The organism is Pantoea sp. CFCC18177, assembly GCF_059412425.1.
In genome coordinates this window covers 75355-95087 of sequence record NZ_JBNBPL010000014.1, presented here as the reverse complement: position 1 = coordinate 95087, position 19733 = coordinate 75355, and the positions used below count along the sequence as shown (strand labels likewise).

Here is a 19733-nt window from a genome sequence, read left to right as displayed (position 1 = left end):
AGAAAAAATTCGCACCTTTTGAAAAAAGTCACTTTACGGGCTGCATTTGTTAACCTTAATGCAACCTGATGAGAACAGTACGGAAACAATAAACGGAGACGCGATGAAGATAGTGATGCTGGATGGCGACACCTTGCCGCAACCCCCTGCACGTCCTGAATGGTGTACGGAATGGCACTTTCGCGGGACGACGCAGCCCAGTGAGATTGTAGCGGCGCTGCGCGGCGCGCACATCGCCATAACCAATAAAGTCCCCCTGCGTGCGGAGACACTGCGGCAGTTGCCTGACTTGCGCTACATCTGCGTGGCGGCCACCGGTTATGATTGTATCGATTTAGAGGCCTGCCGCGAGCAGGGTATTGTGGTCAGCAATGTGCCAGGTTACTCCACGCGCAGTGTGGCCGAAGGCGTTATTGCTGCGCTGTTTGCGCTACGTCGTCAGTTAGTGGATTACGCCACGAGTACGCGCAGTGTCTGGCCCGCATCATCGCACTTCTGCGTACATCGCCAACCGATTCAGGATATCTTCGGTGCCACCTTAGGGGTTGTCGGCAAGGGGGATATCGGCAGTGCCGTGGGGACAATGGCGCAAGCGTTAGGCATGACGGTGTTGTATGCCGATCGCAAGGGCAGCACCCAGCCGCGTCCCGGCTATGTGCCGTTTGAAGAGGTGCTGGCGCGCAGTGATGTGTTAACGCTGCACTGTCCGTTAACGCCACAAACCCAACAGTTGATAAATCTGCACGCGTTAGCGCAGATGAAGTCTTCCGCCTTATTGATCAACACTGCACGTGGCGGGCTTATCAATGAATCCGAGTTGGCGCATGCATTGCGTCAGGGTGTGATTGCAGGGGCTGCGCTAGATGTGTTAACCCATGAGCCGCCGCCAGCAGACCATCCCTTGTTGCAACCCGATGTGCCAAATCTGCTGCTGACGCCGCACATTGCCTGGGCCAGCCAGCAGGGTGTGGCAAACCTGCTGCGCGGTATTGAGGGAAATCTTGCCGCCTTTGCCGCCGGTGAAGCGCGTCACGTGGTGAGTTAAGCGCTAAAAAATCGATCGGCCCAGCCGCTCTGTGAGTTTTTCCAGCAGGGCGGTGCCCGCCAGCGAGTTACCGGAATTGTCCAGTGCGGGTGACCAGACAGCGATGCTCATTTCCCCTGGGATCACCGCCACAATACCGCCGCCCACGCCTGACTTGGCGGGCATGCCCACGCGCCAGGCGAATTCGCCTGCGCCATCATACATACCGCTGGTCATCATCAAGGCATTCACCTGTCGCGCCTGACGGGGTGAAATCACTGCCCATTCGTCCTGCTGGCTACGACCGTGATTGGCGAGATAGAGGAAGGTTTGCGCCAGTTCTTCACAACTCATCGCCAGCGAGCAGTAGTGGAAATAGGTCTCCATCACTTTGCTTACGTCGTTATGGAAGTTGCCGAAAGACTTCATTAGCCAGGCAATGGCCGCGTTGCGGGCTGAGTGTTCATATTCCGAGCGTGCGACCACCCGATCGTAATGGATGTCATTTTGCTGGGCCAGACGACGCACAATTTCCAGCATACGTTGGCGAGGGGCGGTTAAACGGCTCTCCAGCAAATCACACATCACCAGCGCCCCCGCATTGATAAACGGATTACGCGGTTTTCCTTGCTCCAGTTCAAGCTGCACCAGCGAGTTGAACGCCTGGCCTGAGGGCTCTTTGCCCACCCGTTGCCAGATTTCGGCATCTTCATACAGAGTCAGTGCCACGGTCAGCGACAACACTTTAGAGATCGACTGGATGGAAAACCGGGTTGAGGCATCGCCGGCCTGAAAACGCTGGCCGTCAGAGGTGACGATCGCGATGCCAAGTTGATCGGCTTCGACTCCCGCCAGTGCAGGAATGTAGTCGGCAACTTTTCCCTGATGCGTTAACGGTCTAACCTCGTTTACGATCTCTTCCAGTAATCCATTAGTGAGTTCTGACACCTGCAGGCTCCGATATTGTTCATTTTATGGGGTGCACATGCGGTAGCGGCGCGATTTATCGCGCAATAAATTGCGCCGCTACCGCATGTGCAATGGCAAAGCATCGTATTATCGACTTCGGCCAGGATCATGGTGTTTTGCCTGTTGCGCGTCAACGGGCGGCGCAAAAATCTGTGAGGTTTCCGGGTGAAGCCTGCGTTACAGTGCCAATATCCTGCACACAACAGCGAGCCAACTCATGATCAGCCATCTCCTGCGCGATTTTCCGGCAGCAGCGCAAAACGGCACAGCCGAGACCTTTGAAAGCCTGTTATCGCAGCCGGGCTTACGCATTGAACGTATTGTCTCCACCGGACAGGCCAGCCCGCCGGATTTTTGGTATTGCCAGACGCAAGGCGAATGGGTGTTGGTTTTGCAGGGCGCGGCCGGTTTGCAGTTGGAAGGGGAGAGCGAAGAGCGCAGGCTGCACCCCGGCGACTGCGTGAATATTCCGCCCCACTGTCGCCATCGTGTTAACTGGACCGACAGCGGCGGGCCGACGGTCTGGCTGGCGGTACATTACGGTGAGATCTCAGATCAACCGTAAAATTCTGTTGCCAATGATTGCGTTACGCTGCCGTCGGCTTTGGCTATGCTGACGGTTTTCCGTAGCGGGATGCGCGGCGCTGAAGTTATTGAGGATCTGCATGTCTGTTTCACAAAATGCCACTCAGCCTGATAATGAGATGCGTGCCGGGCGCTTTATGCTGCTGCAAAAGCTGCTGCGCCGTGACAAAACGCCAGTGGCCTTATTATTGCTGGCTGCGCTGGTGGGTGTACTTACCGGGTTGGTGGGTGTGGCCTTTGATCGCGCGGTCAATTTCATCCTGCATCTGCGCCTCGATTGGCTGGACGATGCCATCAGCAACCCGTTGTTAGGTGTGATTTGTGCCTTTATCACGGCGGCGCTGTTGGGGGCGATGGGCTACTATCTGGTGCGTCGCTTTGCGCCGGAAGCGGGCGGATCGGGCATTCCCGAGATTGAAGGCGCGCTGGAAGAGTTGCGCCCGGTGCGCTGGTGGCGTGTGCTGCCAGTGAAATTCATTGGCGGCCTTGGTGCGCTGGGTTCCGGCATGGTGCTGGGCCGCGAGGGTCCGACAGTGCAAATCGGTGGCAACATCGGCGGCATGTGCCTGGATCTGTTCCGGGTCAAATCGTCTGAGTCACGCCATACGTTGCTGGCCACCGGCGCGGCGGCGGGGTTGTCTGCCGCCTTTAACGCGCCGCTGGCGGGTATTCTCTTTATCATTGAAGAGATGCGTCCGCAGTTTCGCTACAGCTTAATCTCGATAAAAGCGGTGTTTGTCGGCGTGATTGTGTCGAGCATCGTCTTTCGGGTGTGTAATGGCAATGAAGCCATTATCAACATCGGTCAGTTACGCGATGCGCCTACCAATACGCTGTGGCTCTACCTGCTGCTCGGGGTACTGTTTGGCGGTTGCGGGGTAGCGTTCAACCGGATGATTTTCCTTGCGCAGGATCAGTTCCAACGTCTGCATCAAGGACGCACGGCTTCCTGGGTGATGTGGGGCAGTGTGCTGGCAGGTTTATGCGGCGTGCTGGGGTATTTTTTACCGCAGGCTGTGAGCGGCGGTACCACGCTGATCCCTGATTTTGCCTCCGGTCACTTCGGTGCACTGGCGTTGTTCGGGCTGTTTGCACTGCGCACGTTGGTCACTATCTGCTGCTTTTCCTCGGGTGCGCCCGGTGGCATTTTCGCCCCGATGCTGACGCTGGGCACGCTGCTCGGCACCTGTTTTGGTCAGCTGTGTATGCACTGGTTCCCGGACTATCAGTTGGAAGCCGCCACCTTTGCGGTGGCGGGGATGGGGGCATTGTTTGCGGCCTCGGTGCGCGCACCGCTGACGGGTATTGTTTTGGTGCTGGAAATGACCAACAACTATCAACTTATCCTGCCGATGATCATCACCTGTCTTGGTGCTACCCTGGCGGCACAATTCTTTGGTGGCAAGCCGCTTTATTCGTCTATTCTGGCGCGCACGCTTGCCAAAGCACAGCTGAGCGCCCACGCCAAAAGCCCTTAAGGACGCTTGCCGACGCTGTGGGTCAGCGTGGTCCAACGGCGTGCCTGTTCGCTCAGGCTGAAACCCAAACCGTGACGATCGGAGATCAGCATCCGACCGTCACGCAGTTCCAGCTGTTCGTTGAACAGCGGGTTGAGCCACTCAAAGTGTTCAAGCCAGGGCTCAATAGGATAGGCAGCGGCAAGGTGGATGTGGATTTCCATCGCGAAGTGAGGCGCCAGTTTGCGTCCGTGGCGGGCGGCCAGGTCCATAATTTGCAGGAACGGCGTAATGCCCCCAACGCGCGGCGCATCCGGCTGCACAAAGTCACTGGCGTTACCCAGAATCAGCTGCTCATGTTCACGGAAACTGGTCAGCATCTCACCCGTGGCGATTGGCGTGTCCAGCGCGGCCGTTAACGCAGCATGGCCTTCGACGTCATAGGCATCCAGCGGTTCTTCAATCCAGATCAGGTTAAACTGCTCCATTTTACGTCCCATGCGAATCGCTGTTTCACGATCCCATTGCTGATTGGCATCAACCATTAGCGGGAAGTCATCCCCCAGCGTCTGACGTACCGCCGTCAGGCGTCGCAAATCTTCCGCGGTGTTGGGTTGGCCGACTTTGAGTTTGATACCGCCAATGCCGTTTTCCCGCGAAATCGCTACGTTGTTGATCACCTGATCCAGCGGGGTATGCAGGAAACCGCCCGAGGTGTTGTAGCACTTTACCGAATCACGATGTGCGCCCAGTAGCTTGGCCAGCGGCAATTTGGCGCGCCGTGCTTTCATATCCCACAGCGCAATATCGAAAGGTGATATCGCCTGTACCGCCATGCCGCTGCGGCCCACTGAGGCACCTGCCCACAGCAGTTTGGTGTAAATCTTGTCGATGTCGTTGGGATCTTCGCCGATCAGCGCATCTGAAATTTCACAGGCATGCGCATAAATCCCCTGACCACCCGCGCGCTTTGAATAGCTGAAGCCGATGCCCTGGAATCCGTCACGCGTTTCGATCTCCGCCACGATGATCGCCACTTCCGTGAGCGGCTTTTGGCGTCCGGTCAGCACTTTGGCATCACTCACTGGCGTTGCCAGCGGCAAAAATGCCAGCGACAGATTGACCCAAACGATGCGGTCACCGCTTTCGGTGGCGTTGCCCGCGCCTTGAGATTTGGCATAGCTGACGGCACTGGAATTCACACTCGACATGATGTTCTCCTGTAAATGATTGCGCTAACATTTATCTTCGAAGCAGACTATGCGTCACTAAACAGGATAATTAATGCCTTATCGATCACAAAATCGGAAATCGGTTATGATGAATGATAGCCCTAACATTTAAGCGATATGCGCTGAATTTGCCGTCGCGGCCTGCTATGCTAGCGCTATCTGTCTGCATCCTGAGCCGCCATGAAACAACGCAATCCTGAGCGCAACACTGCGCCCACGCTGGAAGATGTCGCCCGCGTCGCGGGTATCTCGCCGATGACGGTGAGCCGTGCCCTCAACTCCCCGCAGCAGGTACGCCCGGCGACCGTCGCTAAAGTGATGGCAGCCATCAATGCAACAGGTTACATCCCCAATGCACAAGCGGGCAGTCTGGCCAGCAATCGCAGTCGCCTGATTGCGGTGGTGGTACCGCAAATCAACAACAATATGTTCGTCGATACCATACAAAGCCTGAACGATACGTTGAGCGCGCGCGGCTATCACATGCTGTTGTGCGTGACCGGTTATGAGGCTGAAACGGAAGCCGAAACCGTCTCCACGCTGCTGTCCCGTCGACCAGATGGCATTGTCCTTACCGGTATTCATCACAGCACGCAGCTGAAAAAAGTGCTGTTGCAGGCCAGTGTGCCGGTGGTGGAAATCTGGGATATGACGCCAACGCCCATCGATATGCTGGTGGGTTTTTCCCATGAGAAAATTGGCGCAAGCGTGGCGGAGTACCTCGCTGAACGGGGTTATCAAAAGCCCGGTTTGATATGGACAGATGACCGTCGCGCACTGCAGCGTAAACAGGGCCTGGTGGATGCGCTTGCCAGGCGCAATATTGCACCTTGCGCCGAGGTGCCCGTCGCATTGCCGGCACTGATGGCGCGTGGCCGTGAAGCCAGCGCGCAATTGCTGGATAGCCATCCTGAGGTTGACGTGTTGGTGTGCAGTTCAGATACGCTGGCACAAGGGGCACTGATGGCGGCGCAGGCTCGCGGTCTAAATATTCCACAACAGCTGGCGGTGATTGGTTTTGGCGATCTCGATTTCGCCGCAGCGAATTTCCCCTCTATCTCTACCGTGCGTATCGATCGTCAGCGTATGGGCGAGCTGGCGGCAGAGCAGTTGTTAAGGCGTCTGCAAAATCAAGCGATAGAGAATCCGATTATCGATATGGGATTTACCATGGTGCCGCGTGATTCAGGCTAACCCAGGCTGAACTGCGATCCTCATCACTTTCGGAAAATATCTTCCATGTTATAAAAACTGGAAAATAAATTTCATTTTGAGAGGAACCTATCAATGTCAGCACTGCCTTCGTTAGAAACCCTGTTGCAGCAAGAAGCTGAACACCGTTTACCGCAGTTTGATTTCGATTTAGCGTGGCAAATCGGCCAAGGAATTCGTGAGCGCGGACGTGAAATGAATGCACCGATCGCTATCGAGGTTTATGCGTTTGGTCAGGTGCTGTTCCTGGCGGCGTTACCCGGATCGGCCCCTGAAAACCTGGAGTGGATGCGTCGCAAGCGTAATACCGTGCTGCTGACGGGTCATTCGTCGATGTACGTTGGGTTCGCTAATGAGCAGAAGGGTGAACGTATGGCGCAGCAGCGAAACATTCGTCAGGAAGATTACACCGATCACGGCGGTTCTTTCCCGCTGCTCAGCCCACAAGGCGCGATTATTGGTGCGGTCAGTATCAGTGGTTTGCCGTCTGAAGACGACCACGCGTTAGCGCTGTGGGGGATTACTCAGCTGTTACGCTAAAAGGCAAAACTGGTGCGCATTAATGCGCACCCAACGAAATATCGCCTCCATGCGCATCCTACGAAAACCGTGCACGATCGTCGTAGGGTCGCCATTTATGGCGACCGCCAAAACGTTATTTCATCGTCGGCACCTGCAATTTTTCCCCTGCATTAGTCGCTTTGCGCAGCGTGGCAACATCGCTGGCCTTCACCTCGGCAGCCTGGTTGCCCCATGAGTTCCGCACATAGTTGAGCACATCAGCCATCTCCTGATCGTTTAACTTCCATGAAAATGCAGGCATCCCGGCTGCCGTTGGGCGTCCTTCGGTATAGGGTGCGCGGGCGCCGTCCAATAGTGCGTGGATCATATTGGTAGGATCGTTCTGCATCGCGGTGTTATCGGCAAAGGCAGGCACCATCCCGGTGATCCCTTCGCCCGACAAGCCGTGGCAGGCTGAACAATCCACTTCGTAACGCAGCGCGGCCTGATCGTGCCTCGCCTTGTCCATCACAAACGCGGTGGGTTGGGCGGTCGGGGAGGCGGGCAAGCTACGCAGATAGGTGGCAATCGCTTTCAGATCCTGATCGTTGAAATACTGCGTTGAGTGTTCAACCGCTTCCGCCATGGGACCGGCAGCAACGCTCTCGCCATTGGAGCCGGTTTTCAAGTAATCGGCGATCTGTTCGTCGCTCCATTTACCAATGCCCGCATGGGGGTTGGATGAGATATCCGGCGCATACCAGCTGCCGAGGTTGCCGCCTTGCAGATACTGGCTGCTGATCTCGCCACCCAGTGCATTGCGCGCGGTATGGCAAACGCTGCAGTGCGCGGGGCCGTCAACGATATACTTGCCGCGATTCCACTCATCGTTTTGCGCCGTTTGCGGTTTGAAGGCGCGGTTATCGAAGAACAGCAGGTTCCAGCCCGCCATCGCCAGTCGAATATTGTACGGGAAGTGCATGCCCGCATTTTCGTCGATGGCGTTCTTCACCGGTTTCTGCGCGGAGAAATAGGCCCAGAGATCGTGCATGTCGGCATCGCTCATCTGGGTATAGGCGGTGTAGGGCATCGCCGGATAAAGGAAACCGTGCTCGCCGCGTCCCTGACGGACTGCATTGAAGAAGTCGCGCTCGGTCATATTACCGATGCCGGTTTCGCGATCAGGAGAAATGTTGGAGGTTTGCAGAGCTCCAAACGGGGTATCGATTTTGTAGCCGCCGGAGAAGTCCGCGTTATGGCACGCGGCGCAATCCGCCAGTCGCATCACATACTCACCGCGTTTGATCGCGTCGGTATCACTGCTGTGAAAATCGGCCAGTTTAACCCGGTCATCCGCCACATTTGAACGTGAGCTGTCCATGACCACCCACATTCTGCCAGTCACGCCGATGGCTGCCACCACCGCTAACGCAGCGAGGGTATAAGTGATCTTTTTTGCCTTCGCCATAATTATGCTCCCACCAGCGGTGCCGGATTGTGAATGTACTTCTGGTGGATGGCTTGCGCGGCACGTACTGCCAGCGCGCCGACCGTGACCGTTGGGTTATAGCCGCCGTTGTTGGGGAATGCCGACGCCCCAACCACAAACAGGTTGTGCGCATCCCAGCTTTGCAGATACGGGTTGAGTGCCGAAGTACTGCGGTCGGCCCCCATTACCGCACCGCCAATGGTGTGCGAGCTGTGCTGCATATAGGGGTTCCAGCTCTTCTCCGCCTGGTTGTCGACCACCAAATGCTGGCCGCCCACCTCTTTCATGATGTCGATGGCGCGATCGGTAACGAATTTCGCCATGCGCTGATCATTCTGGTTCCAGTCAAACGTCAGGCGCAGTAGGTGCTGGCCGTGGCGATCTTTATAGTTGGGATCGAGGTCAAGGTAAGCTTCACGCATTGGCATCGACGTGCCCTGGCAGAAGATGGTACCGGCGGTCTGGTAATCACGGGCATAACCGGCTTTCCACTCGCTGCCCCAGCGCTTGGTGCCGGGACGCAGGCCGTTCATGTTCTGTATCGGACGGCCATTGGTGGAGAAGCCCATAATGCCCGCGCCGCCGATGAAATCGAGGTCGCTGTGATCGAAGTTATCCCCGTTGAAGTCATCGATCTGCACCGCCAACGCGCCGCCGCCGATAAACGGATTCATGTATTCGTTATCGAAGAAACCGGTGACGCTGGAACAGGTTTGATAGTTGTAGTTACGACCAATGGTGCCACGGGCAGTCAGCGGGTCGTATTGCTCACCCACGCCCGAAAGCAGCATCAGGCGCACGTTGTCCATCTGGTAAGCGGTGAAGCACACAACATCAGCAGGCTGAAAACCTTCAACGCCATCCTGAGTGACAAACTTCACGCCTGTCACCGTTTTGCCATCTTCGTGTTTCACCGCGTGCAGCACTTCTGTTTCTGTCAGCAGCGTAAAGTTTGGGCGGCGCATCAGTACCGGTAAAATGCAGGCCTGTGGTGACGATTTAGAGAAGTTGCCGCAGCCGTGAAAATCGCAGAATCCGCAGTAGGTGCAAGGTCCCATGCTGACGCCCAGCGGATTGACGTACGCCTGCGAAAGATTACCCGCTGGCACCGTAAAGGGGTTGTAGCCCATACGCTCGGTGGTTTGACGATACTTGCTCATCCAGTGCGTATCTTTCAGCGGCGGGGTGGGGTAGTCACGTTGACGTTCGCCTTCGAACACGTTGCCACCCGCGCGTTTCTCGCCTTTAAGGTTGCCTGCGTAGCCAGAGGTGCCAGCAATACGCTCAAAACGATCGTAGTACGGCTCCATCTCGTCATAGGTCACACCCCAGTCTTGCAGTTGCAAGCCCGCCATTTTCTTCGCGCCGTAGCGTTCACGCGTCTGGGTTGCGACCTCAAAATCCCAGGGGGTAAAGCGCCACGACATGCCCGCCCAGTGGGTGCCTGCGCCGCCCACGTTCCAGCCAAACTGGTACGCCGACCAGTTACGTACCGGTGCGGCAAGCTGATCGCTGCGGTTGCGGAAGGTGGTGGTTTCGACGCTCATCGGCTGCAGAATTTTGCGGCGCGTGTGGAACCGCAGTTCATCGGCATCAATCGCCACCGGGAAATCGGTTGAGGTGTCACGCCATGCGCCCCGCTCAATACCGACCACGTTCAGTCCAGCGCGGGTGAGTTCTTCCGCCATCACTGAACCGGCCCAACCCATACCAACGATAACCACGTCAGCTTTATTTCTAACTAATGACATTGACTCAGCTCCGGGTAATTAATCGTTGGGGATCAGACTGACGGGAATAAGTGCGAGGTTTTCATTCCGACGCTCAATATAAGGTCGATAGTCATAGCGTGCGCCAGGGAAACCGATCATTTTCCAGCCCGCCATGTTTTTATTGCCGCCATAAATCGGGTCCGCTAAATATCCTTCACGCGCGTTTTGCAGCATTAATTCAAAAAAGGCCTGGCTATTCACTTCCGTGCCTAAATCAATTTTTCCGGCTTCCATGTTTGTCAGGAAATCATCCACCTGGTCGGCATTTAAGTGATGGAAGGACGATTGATGATTTTTCTGTGCCCAGTTTTCCAGTGCTTGCAGCCCGGTTAAATAGCGTTGTTTAGGCGCGGAGAGAAATTGCGGGCTGCCCATGATTTTCTCTTCATTTTCTGGATGTAACGGCCCTTGCAGGTAGAGTGCGGCACCTGAGCCGTAATCACCGGCTAGCTGATTATCAAGAAACGCAATACAGCCCGCTTCTGTGGCGGACGGACCAAGCTTATCGGCAGGGATCAAACGATCAAAAATGGCTTGCAGATTTTGGCGATCCAACGGGTTGGTGAGCACCTGATAACCCTCTTGCCACGCCGGTTGTGGCAGATGGTCGGCACTGAGTTGGGTTTCCAGCGGTACATTGTGTAACTCTTTGGCGCGCAGTTGCGGTGCCACGGCGAGTGACGCAACAATGCCGCTGAGCGAAAAGAGCGCTTCTCTTCGGTTCATATTTCTTTCCCTACAACAGATGAATGTTATTACAGAGCACGACGTTCCGGGCATTCAGACACTGAAATGCCGCGCGCAGCCGTTCACGACGAATCCGCGTTCGTTATTATTTATTTTCAGAAGGTATTGAAAAAGCGTGAACGCGCACTGTTGATCAATACGCGATTCCGCAGGCTGGACTATTCCCGCCATTGCCAATTGTCTTCACGGAAAACCCGTTATTCGGGCCTCCTTTATTTTATTAATAAATATATTTTTTCATGTCATCAATGCTGTGACGCGCGATATCCCAGAGATCATCTTCCCAGTTACGTGGGCTTAATAACTCAGGGGACCAGACGCCGTGATAACCGGTAGCCTTAACGGCTGCGACCCAGGCGGGAATATCCACATCGCCTTCACCTGGCGCGTAGTTACGCTGGACCCATTCGTCCCAGATTTCACCAGGATGCGCGGCCCGCCCATCACAGAAATGGACGCCGTAAATCAGATCTTTATCCATGCGCGCCACGTCATTGGGTGTGGTGCCGCCACCCGCATGCAGATGCCAAAAGTCCACCACCACGCCAAGGTTGTCTTTGCCGCTTTGTTTAATCAAATCCAACGCATGTTTCAGTGAGTTGAAGGTGGTGAAGGCCACCACCTCAATCTGGAATTTGATGCCGTGGGGTTTGCCGATATCGGCAATGGCGGAGATATTGTCCAGCAGAATGGCATCACGTGCGGCGTCTGGCAGATGATCCAATTCGGTGAGCGCCATGATTTGCACCACCGGACAGTGCAGTTCAACCGCAGCCTGCACCACTTTTTCGGCTTCGCGCAGCATCGCCGCGCGTTCGTCAGGCTGGAAGCGCCCAATGCGTTTCAGGGCGTTGATGCAGGTGATCTCAATTTTATATTGAGCCATTAGCTCACGATACTGAGCGTAACTGCCGCCGTTATCCAGATAGCGATACAGGTGCTCGGGTAAAATCTCCAGGCCGCTATAGCCTGTTTCATGGGCGATACGTAACTGAGTGACGGCATTGCTGTACCAGACAGAAACACCATGCAACGACAACTTCATCTCTCCTCCTTGTTACCTCACGGCTTCAGGTGAGAGCGTCGAAGGCGCAATTCTCCCTGAGACCAAACACCACCCGGAGTGGCACGTTCATCAATCAGCCGGTTGAGGGCTTCTGTGACAATTAAATCAATACGCTGGCTGAAGGTGGTTAACTGCCAACTTGGCAAACTTGCTTCTTCGATATCATCGAAGCCTACTACCGCCATAAAGCGGTTGCCTGCGTGATCGCGCAGCGCGGCCAGCGCACCCAACGCCAGGATATCGTTCTCGCAAAACAACGCATCAATGCGCTGCTGCGGTGCGTGGCTGTTGAGGTAATCACTCAACACTTCATAACTGCGCTCTCGCGAATACACACCGGTGGTGAGCAACAGCTCCAGCTCAAGCCCAGCCTCATTGAGTGCCAGTTGCAACCCATCCAGGCGTTGGGTGTGATGGCTGCTGGTGTCTGGCCCCATCATGTAGCCGATGCGGGTAAAACCTTGCGTCAGCAGCAGCTCGCCAAGCTGTTTACCGGCGCGTAAACCATCAATGTTGACCACATCGATATCCGGCTCGTCATTATTGCGGCACACCTGCACCAGCGGAATCTGGTGCATCTCGCGCGCAATACCGATCATGTCATCGGTCAATACCGTGCCGAGAAACAGCAATCCGTCCACCTGCAGCTGGTCAGCTAAGGTCATGACTGCGCTGTGATTCTCGCCGTTGCCGATATTCAGTAACAGCGCCATATAACCGCGCTGTTGCAGCTGTCGGGTCACGGTATCCAGCATCAACATGGAGTGAGGATTTTTCAGCTCATCAATCACCACACCCATAATGTGCGTCTTTTTTTGCGACAGGCTGCGTGCCAGCAGGTTAGGGCGGTAACCCAGTTCACCGGCAATTTTCAGTACCCGATCGCGCGCTTTGTCGGATATCGATGCGCCGGGCGTGAAGGCACGCGATACGGTCCATTTTGAGACGCCCGCCAGGCGTGCAACATCGCTTGCTGTGGCTTTATGGGATTTTATGGTTGGTTTACTCATAGCACCTGCGTAGGGAAAAAGCGGAGACCCCAGCATTGAACGTGAAAGCCAACTGAAAATAAACACCTAAGCGCAAGCAAATGGTGCAAATGCGATCGAAAAACCCTGTTTTTGCGATGTTGCGATTATGTTTGATCTTTGCACCCGATTGCAATGACTTTTGCAATCGGGTGCAGTTTGTGAGCTTTTTGTGATCACACCCACTGATTTACGCATTTCACAATTGACTAAGACTTCGCCTTCAAAGACATTGTGCTGAATGAATGACAAGAATCATCCTTTTAGCACCTTAAAACCACCCATTTTGCACTCGATAGCAACATGAATGATGAATTTGCCCGCCCTTACGGGTCATTCAGGCCATAACAATAATAAACAGAGAAACATACAGACATCTAACCTCAACCCATTTTGCACCCGGGTGCAAAATAACAGGAGTGAAATATGCTCAACGGTGAAAAAAGTATTCCTCGCCCACTGCGCTGGGCGATGATCGGCGGCGGTCGCCTGAGTCAGGTCGGGTATAAACATCGATCGGGCGCGCTGCGTGACAACACTGCCTACCAGATGGTGGCCAGCGCGTTTGATATTGATGCGGCGCGCGGACGCGAGTTCGGTGTCAATCTTGGTCTTGATCCTGAACGTTGCTATGACAATTACCAGCAACTGCTCTCAGAAGAGGCAAAACGTACCGATGGGGTAGAAGTGGTGTCGATTGCCACTCCCAACGGCACCCATTTCGAGATCACCAAGGCGGCACTGAATGCCGGTATTCATGTGATTTGCGAAAAGCCACTGTTCTTCACCACCGCTGAGGCACTGGAGATCAAAGCGCTGGCCGAAGCGAAAAATCGCATTGTAGGCGTCACCTACGGCTTCTCGGGGCACCCGTTGCTGATGCAGATGCGTGCGATGATCGCCAATGGCGAAATCGGTGACGTGCGTATGGTTGAACTGCAGTACACCCATGGTTTCAGCGCCAATGACAGCGCCGACAAATTCAGTGAAGCGCAAAAATGGCGTGTTGACCCAAAAATCGCCGGGCCTTCGTTTGTCTTGGGTGATATCTCAACGCACACCTTCTACATCTCGCAACTGGTGTTGCCGCAGTTAAAGGTGAAGTCGTTGCTGTGCGATCGCCAGAGTTTCATCCCTTCGCGTGCGCCGCTGGAAGACAACGCCATGGTGCTGATGCACTACGATAACGGCGCGGTCGGGCGCATGTGGGCGTCATCAATCAATGCGGGTTCGATGGATAGCCAAAGCATTCGCGTTATCGGCTCGCGCGCCAGCCTGGAGTGGAGTGACTACAACCCGGGTGAACTGAAGTTCGAGGTGCAGGGGCAGCCGAACCAGATTATGCATCATGGCATGCCTTATCTACATGAAAGTGCGCTGGCAGATGAGCGTCTGGGCGCACTGCATACCGAAGGACTGGCCGAATCCTGGGCCAACATCTACCTGAAATTTGCCATAGCGATCAGTGCCACGCAGCGCGGCGATCAGCACACCCTCGATAACCTCGTTTATCCCGATATCAATGCCGGGCTGGAAGGAGTGCGCTGGATTGAAAACTGTGTGCGCTCTGCCGACAACGGTGCGAGCTGGGTTAACTATCAATAAGGACAGCCATGAAACTCTCATTTTGTACTGATAGCCTTGGACATTTGCCGTTTGAGCAGATGCTGGATAAGTTGCTGGAACTCGGTGTATATGGCGTTGAAATGACCACCGGCGGCTGGTCATCTGCGCCGCATCTGCGCACCGAAGAGCTGTTGGCCAACGCCACACAGCGCCGTCATTTGCTGCAGGCGCTGGAAAGCCGTGGCATGTCGATTGCGGCGCTGAATGTGTCGGGTAATCCGCTCGACCCGGGTGAGCTTGGCAGCAAACATAAGCGCGATACCGACAATGCTCTGGCATTGGCCGGCGAACTGGGGGTGAAAAAGATCGTCATGATGAGCGGACTTCCCCCCGCCAGCCCCAATGACACTATCCCGAACTGGATTACCTACACCGTGAGTTGGCCACCCACGCTGAAAAACTGCCTCGACTATCAGTGGAATGAAGTGGCGATCCCTTACTGGCAGGGGCTGGTGGCGCAGGCGAAAGAGAGCGGCGTGGAGAAGTTTGCGCTGGAGAATTTCAGTTCCATGCTGGTGTGGAACCCGGAAACCCTGTTCCGCCTGCGTGATGCGGTGGGCGATAGCGTGGGGTTGAACCTCGATCCCAGCCACCTGTTATGGATGGGGGCCGATCCGATTGCCGCGGCGCGGGCACTGGGCCCGGCGATTCACCACTGTCACGGCAAAGATGTGCGACTGGAGCGCGGTCTGGTGAGTGTGAATGGCTTGCTGGAAACCAAACCGGTAGAGGATGTCGCCAACCGCGCATGGAACTATGTTGCCGTGGGCTGCGGCCAGGATTTGCAGTGGTGGAAAGAGTTCTTCTCGGTGGTACGCATGATGGGCTACAACGACTGGGTGTCGCTGGAGATGGAAGATCTCACCATGTCAGTGGAAGCGGGGGTGACTTCATCTATTGCCGCATTGAAACAGACGATTAGCCAGTAGAGGCTGTACATCCCGCGTTGGCTGCCTGATACTTCGTATTTATACGAACAGTTTAGAGGCAGCCAATGCTGGAAAATCACCCGCTGCGCGCGGATATTCGTCTGGAGCATGTGCTGGCGGCACTTGGTAATCCGATGCGCATGAGCGTCGTCAGCACTCTGGCTACCGGTGGCGAACACACCTGTGGGTCGCTGCTGAAAGGCGTCTCCAAATCGACGTTAACCCATCACTGGCGGGTGCTGCGTGACAGCGGCGTCATCTGGCAGAAACCATCAGGGCGCGAAAACTTGTTGTCACTGCGCCGCGAAGATTTAGACGCACGTTTCCCCGGACTACTGGACGCGCTTCTCAACGCCACTGCGCAAGATGGGCTGACGCGCGATACGGTGAGCGATTTTCACCGCGAAGCATCCTGAGGCTGTCCGCGTAAGACATAACCCGTTGTCGAGTCATGCTCAATATAGCCAAATGCCGATTCACCAAAATGCATGCCTGCCACCAAAGTCTTGTCCCGGAATACCTGCTCAACAATGGCTTTGCGCGTGGCTTCGGCCAGTACGGGATCATGGTCGAATACAATAGACACTTCGGGGCGCGCCAACTGGATGTGTGGGTAATGCACGATATCGCCCCAAATCAACACACTCTCGTTACCAGAGTGAATCAGGTAGCCCGTATGGCCTGGTGTGTGGCCCGGCAGTTTCAGCGCCTGGATGTCGGGGGTAATCGTTGGGTGTTCAATCAAGCGTAGCGACGGGCGATAAGCCTCTAACGTTCGACGTACCAACAAGGCGTTTCTCTGCGTACGTTCATTGCCCGTATGCTGCCCATCATCCAGCCAGAATGCGGCTTCCGCCGGGTGCAGAAAGAGTTGGGCGTTGATAAAAGCGGGTTGGCCAGCTTCATTCAATAAACCGCCGATATGATCAGGATGGGCGTGGGTGAGTAATAGGGTGTCGATAGACTCAGGCATCACCCCCAGCGCCTGCAGGTTGCGCTGCAGCTCACCGACCGCGCCCCTGCCGCTATCTATCAATATCGTGCGTCCCGCACCGCGAATTAAATAGCAGTAGATGTGAATATCACCGGGCACCGTGATGCCAGATTGCGATTGAATCTTTTCCGCTGCGGGTAGGTCAATCCCCGAGAGGAGTTCCAGGCTAGCTTGCATGGTGCCGTCGCTGATGGCGGTGACCTGGTAGTGCCCCACACGCTGGGATGAAAAGGATATCGTCACAATGACCGCCTTAGTGATAATGAGAAGAGAAAAAAGGACTGTTCAATCATCAACCTGCATGAACAATGAAATATTGCAGGGAATACAACGGTGTGACAATCATCATTTACCTTTATCCAGCAGAGCCTGGCGGGAAGGGTGCCTGAGACGGTTTCACTGGTGCTGTTGCCCTGGTTGCCACTTGAAATAGCCTTGTATGCGGTATGGCGCAAGGACGACAGCAGGCCGCTAATTCAGGCGTTTCTGCAGGCTATTATTGGGGCTAATTAGCCGTCGCTGTTGTAAATGCAACCCTGCCGCGACAGCCGCTGCTGCATTTGCAGCGGTATTTAATCACTGAGACTGGCACTAAACGCTGCAAAATCAACTCTCTGCTTATTCTGAAAAAATGGCACGATGGCTGCACTGATATTTATAGCCAAAAGATTGAAAAAGACAATCTTATATTTCATTACGCTATAACTCGACAGGAGCAGCCGATGTCAGAAAAGAAACCCCTCCAGTTTGCCTATTGGGTGCCGAACGTGTCCGGGGGACTGGTGATTAGCCAGATCGAACAGCGCACACACTGGGACGCAGACTATAACCGTGAGCTGGCGAAGATCGCCGAAAAGGCGGGATTTGAGTATGCCCTGACGCAGATTCGTTTTACAGCCGGATACGGAGCAGATAATCAGCATGAATCCGTGACCTTCTCGCAGGATTTGCTGAGTCACACCTCCAAACTCAAAGTGATTGCCGCGCTGTTACCGGGGCCCTGGAATCCGGTGTTAGCCGCGAAGCAAATCGCCACTATTAGCCATCTTTACGGTCCTCGTATTGCGGTCAACATCGTCAGTGGTTGGTTCCGTGGCGAGTTTAAAGCGATTGGCGAGCCTTGGCTCGATCACGAAGAGCGTTATTTGCGTTCTGAAGAGTTTATCCGCTGCCTGCGCGGTATTTGGGGTGAAAGCCATTTCACTTTCGCCGGGGATTTCTATCGCTTCCGCGATTACGCCTTAAAACCGAAACCGCTTTTACCGTTGCCGGAAATCTTCCAGGGCGGCAGTTCACGTGCTGCACGTGATATGGCGGCGCGCGTTTCGGATTGGTATTTCACCAATGGCAACACTCCAGACGGCGTGCGACAGCAAGTCGAGGACATTCAGGCGAAAGCGTCCATCAACGGCCATCAGGTCAAAATCGGGGTAAACGGTTTTGTGATTGCCCGTGAGACCGAGCAGCAAGCGCAAGCGGTGTTACAGGAGATCATCGCCAAGGCTAATCCAGATGCGGTGAAAGGGTTCCAGCATGAGGTGAAAAATGCCGGAAGCGCCTCCCCTGAGGGAGAAGGCAACTGGGCAAAATCATCTTTTGAGGATTTAGTGCAGTACAACGATGGCTTCAAAACCAACCTGATTGGCACCCCACAGCAAATAGCTGAGCGCATCATCGCCTTAAAACACGCAGGTGTCGACTTGCTGCTGCTGGCGTTTTTGCACTTCCATGAAGAGGTCGAGTTCTTCGGTCGTGAAGTGATTCCACGGGTGCGAGAGTTGGAACGCCAGCAGAGTCTGGTGTCAGCCTGACCTTAAATATGGCGCGCGCGGCCTGCCAGTAGCGCCATCACCATCTGCACCAGGGTGATGGCCAGCAACATGACCAGTGGCAGCAACCAGTTACCGCTGGCGTCATGCAGCATGCCGAAACAGAGTGGGCCGAGCGCTGCCAGCCCATAACCGACACACTGTGCCATGCCGGACAGTTTAGAGGCCTGGCGATGATCCTGCGTGCGCAGATTGAACAGTGACAGGCTGATCACCAGGGATGCGCCTGCGCCCAGTCCCGCCAGAATCAACCACAGCAGCGACCACGAGGGCATCAGTAACAAGCCCAGTACGGCGACAAAAATAAGCAGTGAGGCAACAAACCCTATCGCGCGCTGATCACGCAGTTTCTTCAATGCGCTCATGCAGGCGAGATTCGAGACGATGGCAACAATCTGATAGATAAACAGCATGCCGCCGGCCTCAATCTGGCTGATGCCGTTGTCCTGCGCGAAAGGCGTGAACCAGCCAATCAGGGTGTAAAACAGCAGTGACTGGCTGGCCATAAATAACGAAACCTGCCAGCCCAGTGCCGAGCGCCAGGGTGAACGAGTCACGATGGTCATTGCCGTTGCGTGAGGTTGCAACGTGGGTCTTTTCAGGTAAGGCAGCCAGGCGAATAGCGCGATAAACGCCGGGATTAACCACACCGCCAGCGACAAGCGCCAACCGGCCGAACTGATCTCTGCCAGCGGCACCGCAATGCCCGATGCAATACTCGCTGAAATCCCCATCACCATGGCATACAGCCCGATATAGCGTGCCGTGTGTTCAGTGAAATCACGTTTTATCAGCGGCGGCAGTAACACGTTAGCCGCGGCGATACCCGAACTGAGAATTAGCGTGCCCGCCCACATAGCATTCTCACTGCCGGTAATACGCAGCAGAGAACCGAGCGTAATCAGCAGCAGCGATCCCCACAGACTGCGCTCCAGGCCGAAGCGATTGCCAAACCAGGCAGCAGGCGGGGCTAAGGTCGCGAACATCAGCAGCGGCAAGAAGTTAATCACCCCGGCGGCACTGGCGCTCAGTCCAAAACTCAGACGAATATTTTCCAGCACCGGTCCGGTCGCGGTAATGGGCGTGCGCAGGTTGGCTGCGGTAAGCAGCAACAGGAACAGGAAAAATCCGGTGCGTTGCAGGGCAGGGTGTGGCGTAACAGCAGTATGGGACATATTTTCGCACCATAGTAATGAGGCAGACGATGCTGCATATGGTGCGTTGATTGACGTTAACGCTTACGCAGCCGTTCACGTTGGCTGAGAGCGGGCAA

At 55.2% G+C, this 19733-nt stretch carries 18 protein-coding genes; 9 read left to right on the top strand and 9 right to left on the bottom strand.

Annotation, left to right across the window (positions count from 1 at the left end; translation table 11 throughout):
- Positions 1-103 precede the first annotated feature (103 nt).
- Positions 104-1045, top strand: coding sequence for a D-2-hydroxyacid dehydrogenase (locus ACPUC8_RS15630; RefSeq protein ID WP_494926766.1), 942 nt, complete (start codon positions 104-106; stop codon positions 1043-1045).
- A gap of 3 nt (positions 1046-1048) precedes the next feature.
- Here the strand turns inward: ACPUC8_RS15630 and glsB are convergent, their stop codons facing one another.
- Positions 1049-1972 carry a glutaminase B gene (gene glsB / locus ACPUC8_RS15625; RefSeq protein WP_058973899.1) on the bottom strand — a complete coding sequence of 308 codons (924 nt, stop codon included), beginning with the start codon at positions 1970-1972 and terminating at the stop codon, positions 1049-1051.
- Positions 1973-2210: 238 nt separating this feature from the next.
- Here glsB and ACPUC8_RS15620 point away from each other — a divergent pair, with 238 nt between their 5' ends.
- Both ACPUC8_RS15620 and clcA read left to right on the top strand, forming a co-directional pair.
- Positions 2211-2558 carry a cupin domain-containing protein gene (locus tag ACPUC8_RS15620; protein WP_039330330.1) on the top strand — a complete coding sequence of 116 codons (348 nt, stop codon included), beginning with the start codon at positions 2211-2213 and terminating at the stop codon, positions 2556-2558.
- A gap of 100 nt (positions 2559-2658) precedes the next feature.
- Complete coding sequence (gene clcA, locus ACPUC8_RS15615) at positions 2659-4056, top strand: H(+)/Cl(-) exchange transporter ClcA (RefSeq protein WP_494926765.1); 1398 nt, start codon at positions 2659-2661, stop codon at positions 4054-4056.
- Here clcA and ACPUC8_RS15610 read toward each other — a convergent pair.
- Positions 4053-5249, bottom strand: coding sequence for an L-talarate/galactarate dehydratase (locus ACPUC8_RS15610; protein WP_494926791.1), 1197 nt, complete (start codon positions 5247-5249; stop codon positions 4053-4055). The genes clcA and ACPUC8_RS15610 overlap by 4 nt on opposite strands.
- A 198-nt stretch (positions 5250-5447) precedes the next feature.
- On the opposite strand from ACPUC8_RS15610, the gene ACPUC8_RS15605 reads away from it, so the two are divergent.
- Both ACPUC8_RS15605 and ACPUC8_RS15600 read left to right on the top strand, forming a co-directional pair.
- On the top strand, positions 5448-6461 hold the full coding sequence (locus ACPUC8_RS15605) for a LacI family DNA-binding transcriptional regulator (protein WP_039330335.1): 1014 nt from the start codon (positions 5448-5450) through the stop codon (positions 6459-6461).
- Positions 6462-6554: 93 nt separating this feature from the next.
- Entirely contained in the window at positions 6555-7019 is a 465-nt protein-coding gene (locus tag ACPUC8_RS15600) for a heme-degrading domain-containing protein (protein WP_039330336.1), read from the top strand.
- A gap of 115 nt (positions 7020-7134) precedes the next feature.
- On the opposite strand, the gene ACPUC8_RS15595 is transcribed toward ACPUC8_RS15600, so the two are convergent.
- From ACPUC8_RS15595 to ACPUC8_RS15575, 5 genes are all read right to left on the bottom strand, one after another.
- On the bottom strand, positions 7135-8448 hold the full coding sequence (locus ACPUC8_RS15595; RefSeq protein WP_494926764.1) for a c-type cytochrome: 1314 nt from the start codon (positions 8446-8448) through the stop codon (positions 7135-7137).
- A 2-nt stretch (positions 8449-8450) separates the two neighbouring features.
- Positions 8451-10220 carry a GMC family oxidoreductase gene (locus ACPUC8_RS15590; protein WP_494926763.1) on the bottom strand — a complete coding sequence of 590 codons (1770 nt, stop codon included), beginning with the start codon at positions 10218-10220 and terminating at the stop codon, positions 8451-8453.
- A gap of 18 nt (positions 10221-10238) precedes the next feature.
- Entirely contained in the window at positions 10239-10967 is a 729-nt protein-coding gene (locus tag ACPUC8_RS15585) for a gluconate 2-dehydrogenase subunit 3 family protein (RefSeq protein WP_494926762.1), read from the bottom strand.
- Between the two features lie 241 nt (positions 10968-11208).
- The gene (locus ACPUC8_RS15580; protein WP_494926761.1) at positions 11209-12033 is read right to left on the bottom strand and encodes a sugar phosphate isomerase/epimerase family protein; all 825 of its coding nucleotides are present in this window, start codon (positions 12031-12033) and stop codon (positions 11209-11211) included.
- A 17-nt stretch (positions 12034-12050) separates the two neighbouring features.
- The gene (locus tag ACPUC8_RS15575) at positions 12051-13064 is read right to left on the bottom strand and encodes a LacI family DNA-binding transcriptional regulator (protein ID WP_494926760.1); all 1014 of its coding nucleotides are present in this window, start codon (positions 13062-13064) and stop codon (positions 12051-12053) included.
- A gap of 444 nt (positions 13065-13508) precedes the next feature.
- Here ACPUC8_RS15575 and ACPUC8_RS15570 point away from each other — a divergent pair, with 444 nt between their 5' ends.
- The 3 genes from ACPUC8_RS15570 (at position 13509) to ACPUC8_RS15560 (ending at position 16053) form a co-directional block, all read left to right on the top strand.
- Positions 13509-14687 (top strand): Gfo/Idh/MocA family protein, encoded by a 1179-nt coding sequence (locus tag ACPUC8_RS15570; protein ID WP_494926759.1) that lies wholly within the window; start codon positions 13509-13511, stop codon positions 14685-14687.
- A gap of 8 nt (positions 14688-14695) precedes the next feature.
- Positions 14696-15637: a sugar phosphate isomerase/epimerase family protein gene (locus tag ACPUC8_RS15565; protein WP_283226114.1), complete on the top strand. Its 942-nt coding sequence runs from the start codon at positions 14696-14698 to the stop codon at positions 15635-15637.
- Positions 15638-15702: 65 nt separating this feature from the next.
- Positions 15703-16053, top strand: a complete 351-nt coding sequence (locus ACPUC8_RS15560) for an ArsR/SmtB family transcription factor (protein WP_494926758.1) — start codon at positions 15703-15705, stop codon at positions 16051-16053.
- Here the strand turns inward: ACPUC8_RS15560 and ACPUC8_RS15555 are convergent.
- Positions 16035-16877: an MBL fold metallo-hydrolase gene (locus ACPUC8_RS15555; RefSeq protein ID WP_494926790.1), complete on the bottom strand. Its 843-nt coding sequence runs from the start codon at positions 16875-16877 to the stop codon at positions 16035-16037. The genes ACPUC8_RS15560 and ACPUC8_RS15555 overlap by 19 nt on opposite strands.
- A 476-nt stretch (positions 16878-17353) precedes the next feature.
- On the opposite strand from ACPUC8_RS15555, the gene sfnG reads away from it, so the two are divergent.
- Positions 17354-18442 carry a dimethylsulfone monooxygenase SfnG gene (gene sfnG / locus ACPUC8_RS15550; RefSeq protein WP_494926757.1) on the top strand — a complete coding sequence of 363 codons (1089 nt, stop codon included), beginning with the start codon at positions 17354-17356 and terminating at the stop codon, positions 18440-18442.
- A gap of 2 nt (positions 18443-18444) precedes the next feature.
- Here the strand turns inward: sfnG and ACPUC8_RS15545 are convergent, their stop codons facing one another.
- On the bottom strand, positions 18445-19635 hold the full coding sequence (locus tag ACPUC8_RS15545; protein ID WP_494926756.1) for a CynX/NimT family MFS transporter: 1191 nt from the start codon (positions 19633-19635) through the stop codon (positions 18445-18447).
- Between the last annotated feature and the right edge of the window lie 98 nt (positions 19636-19733).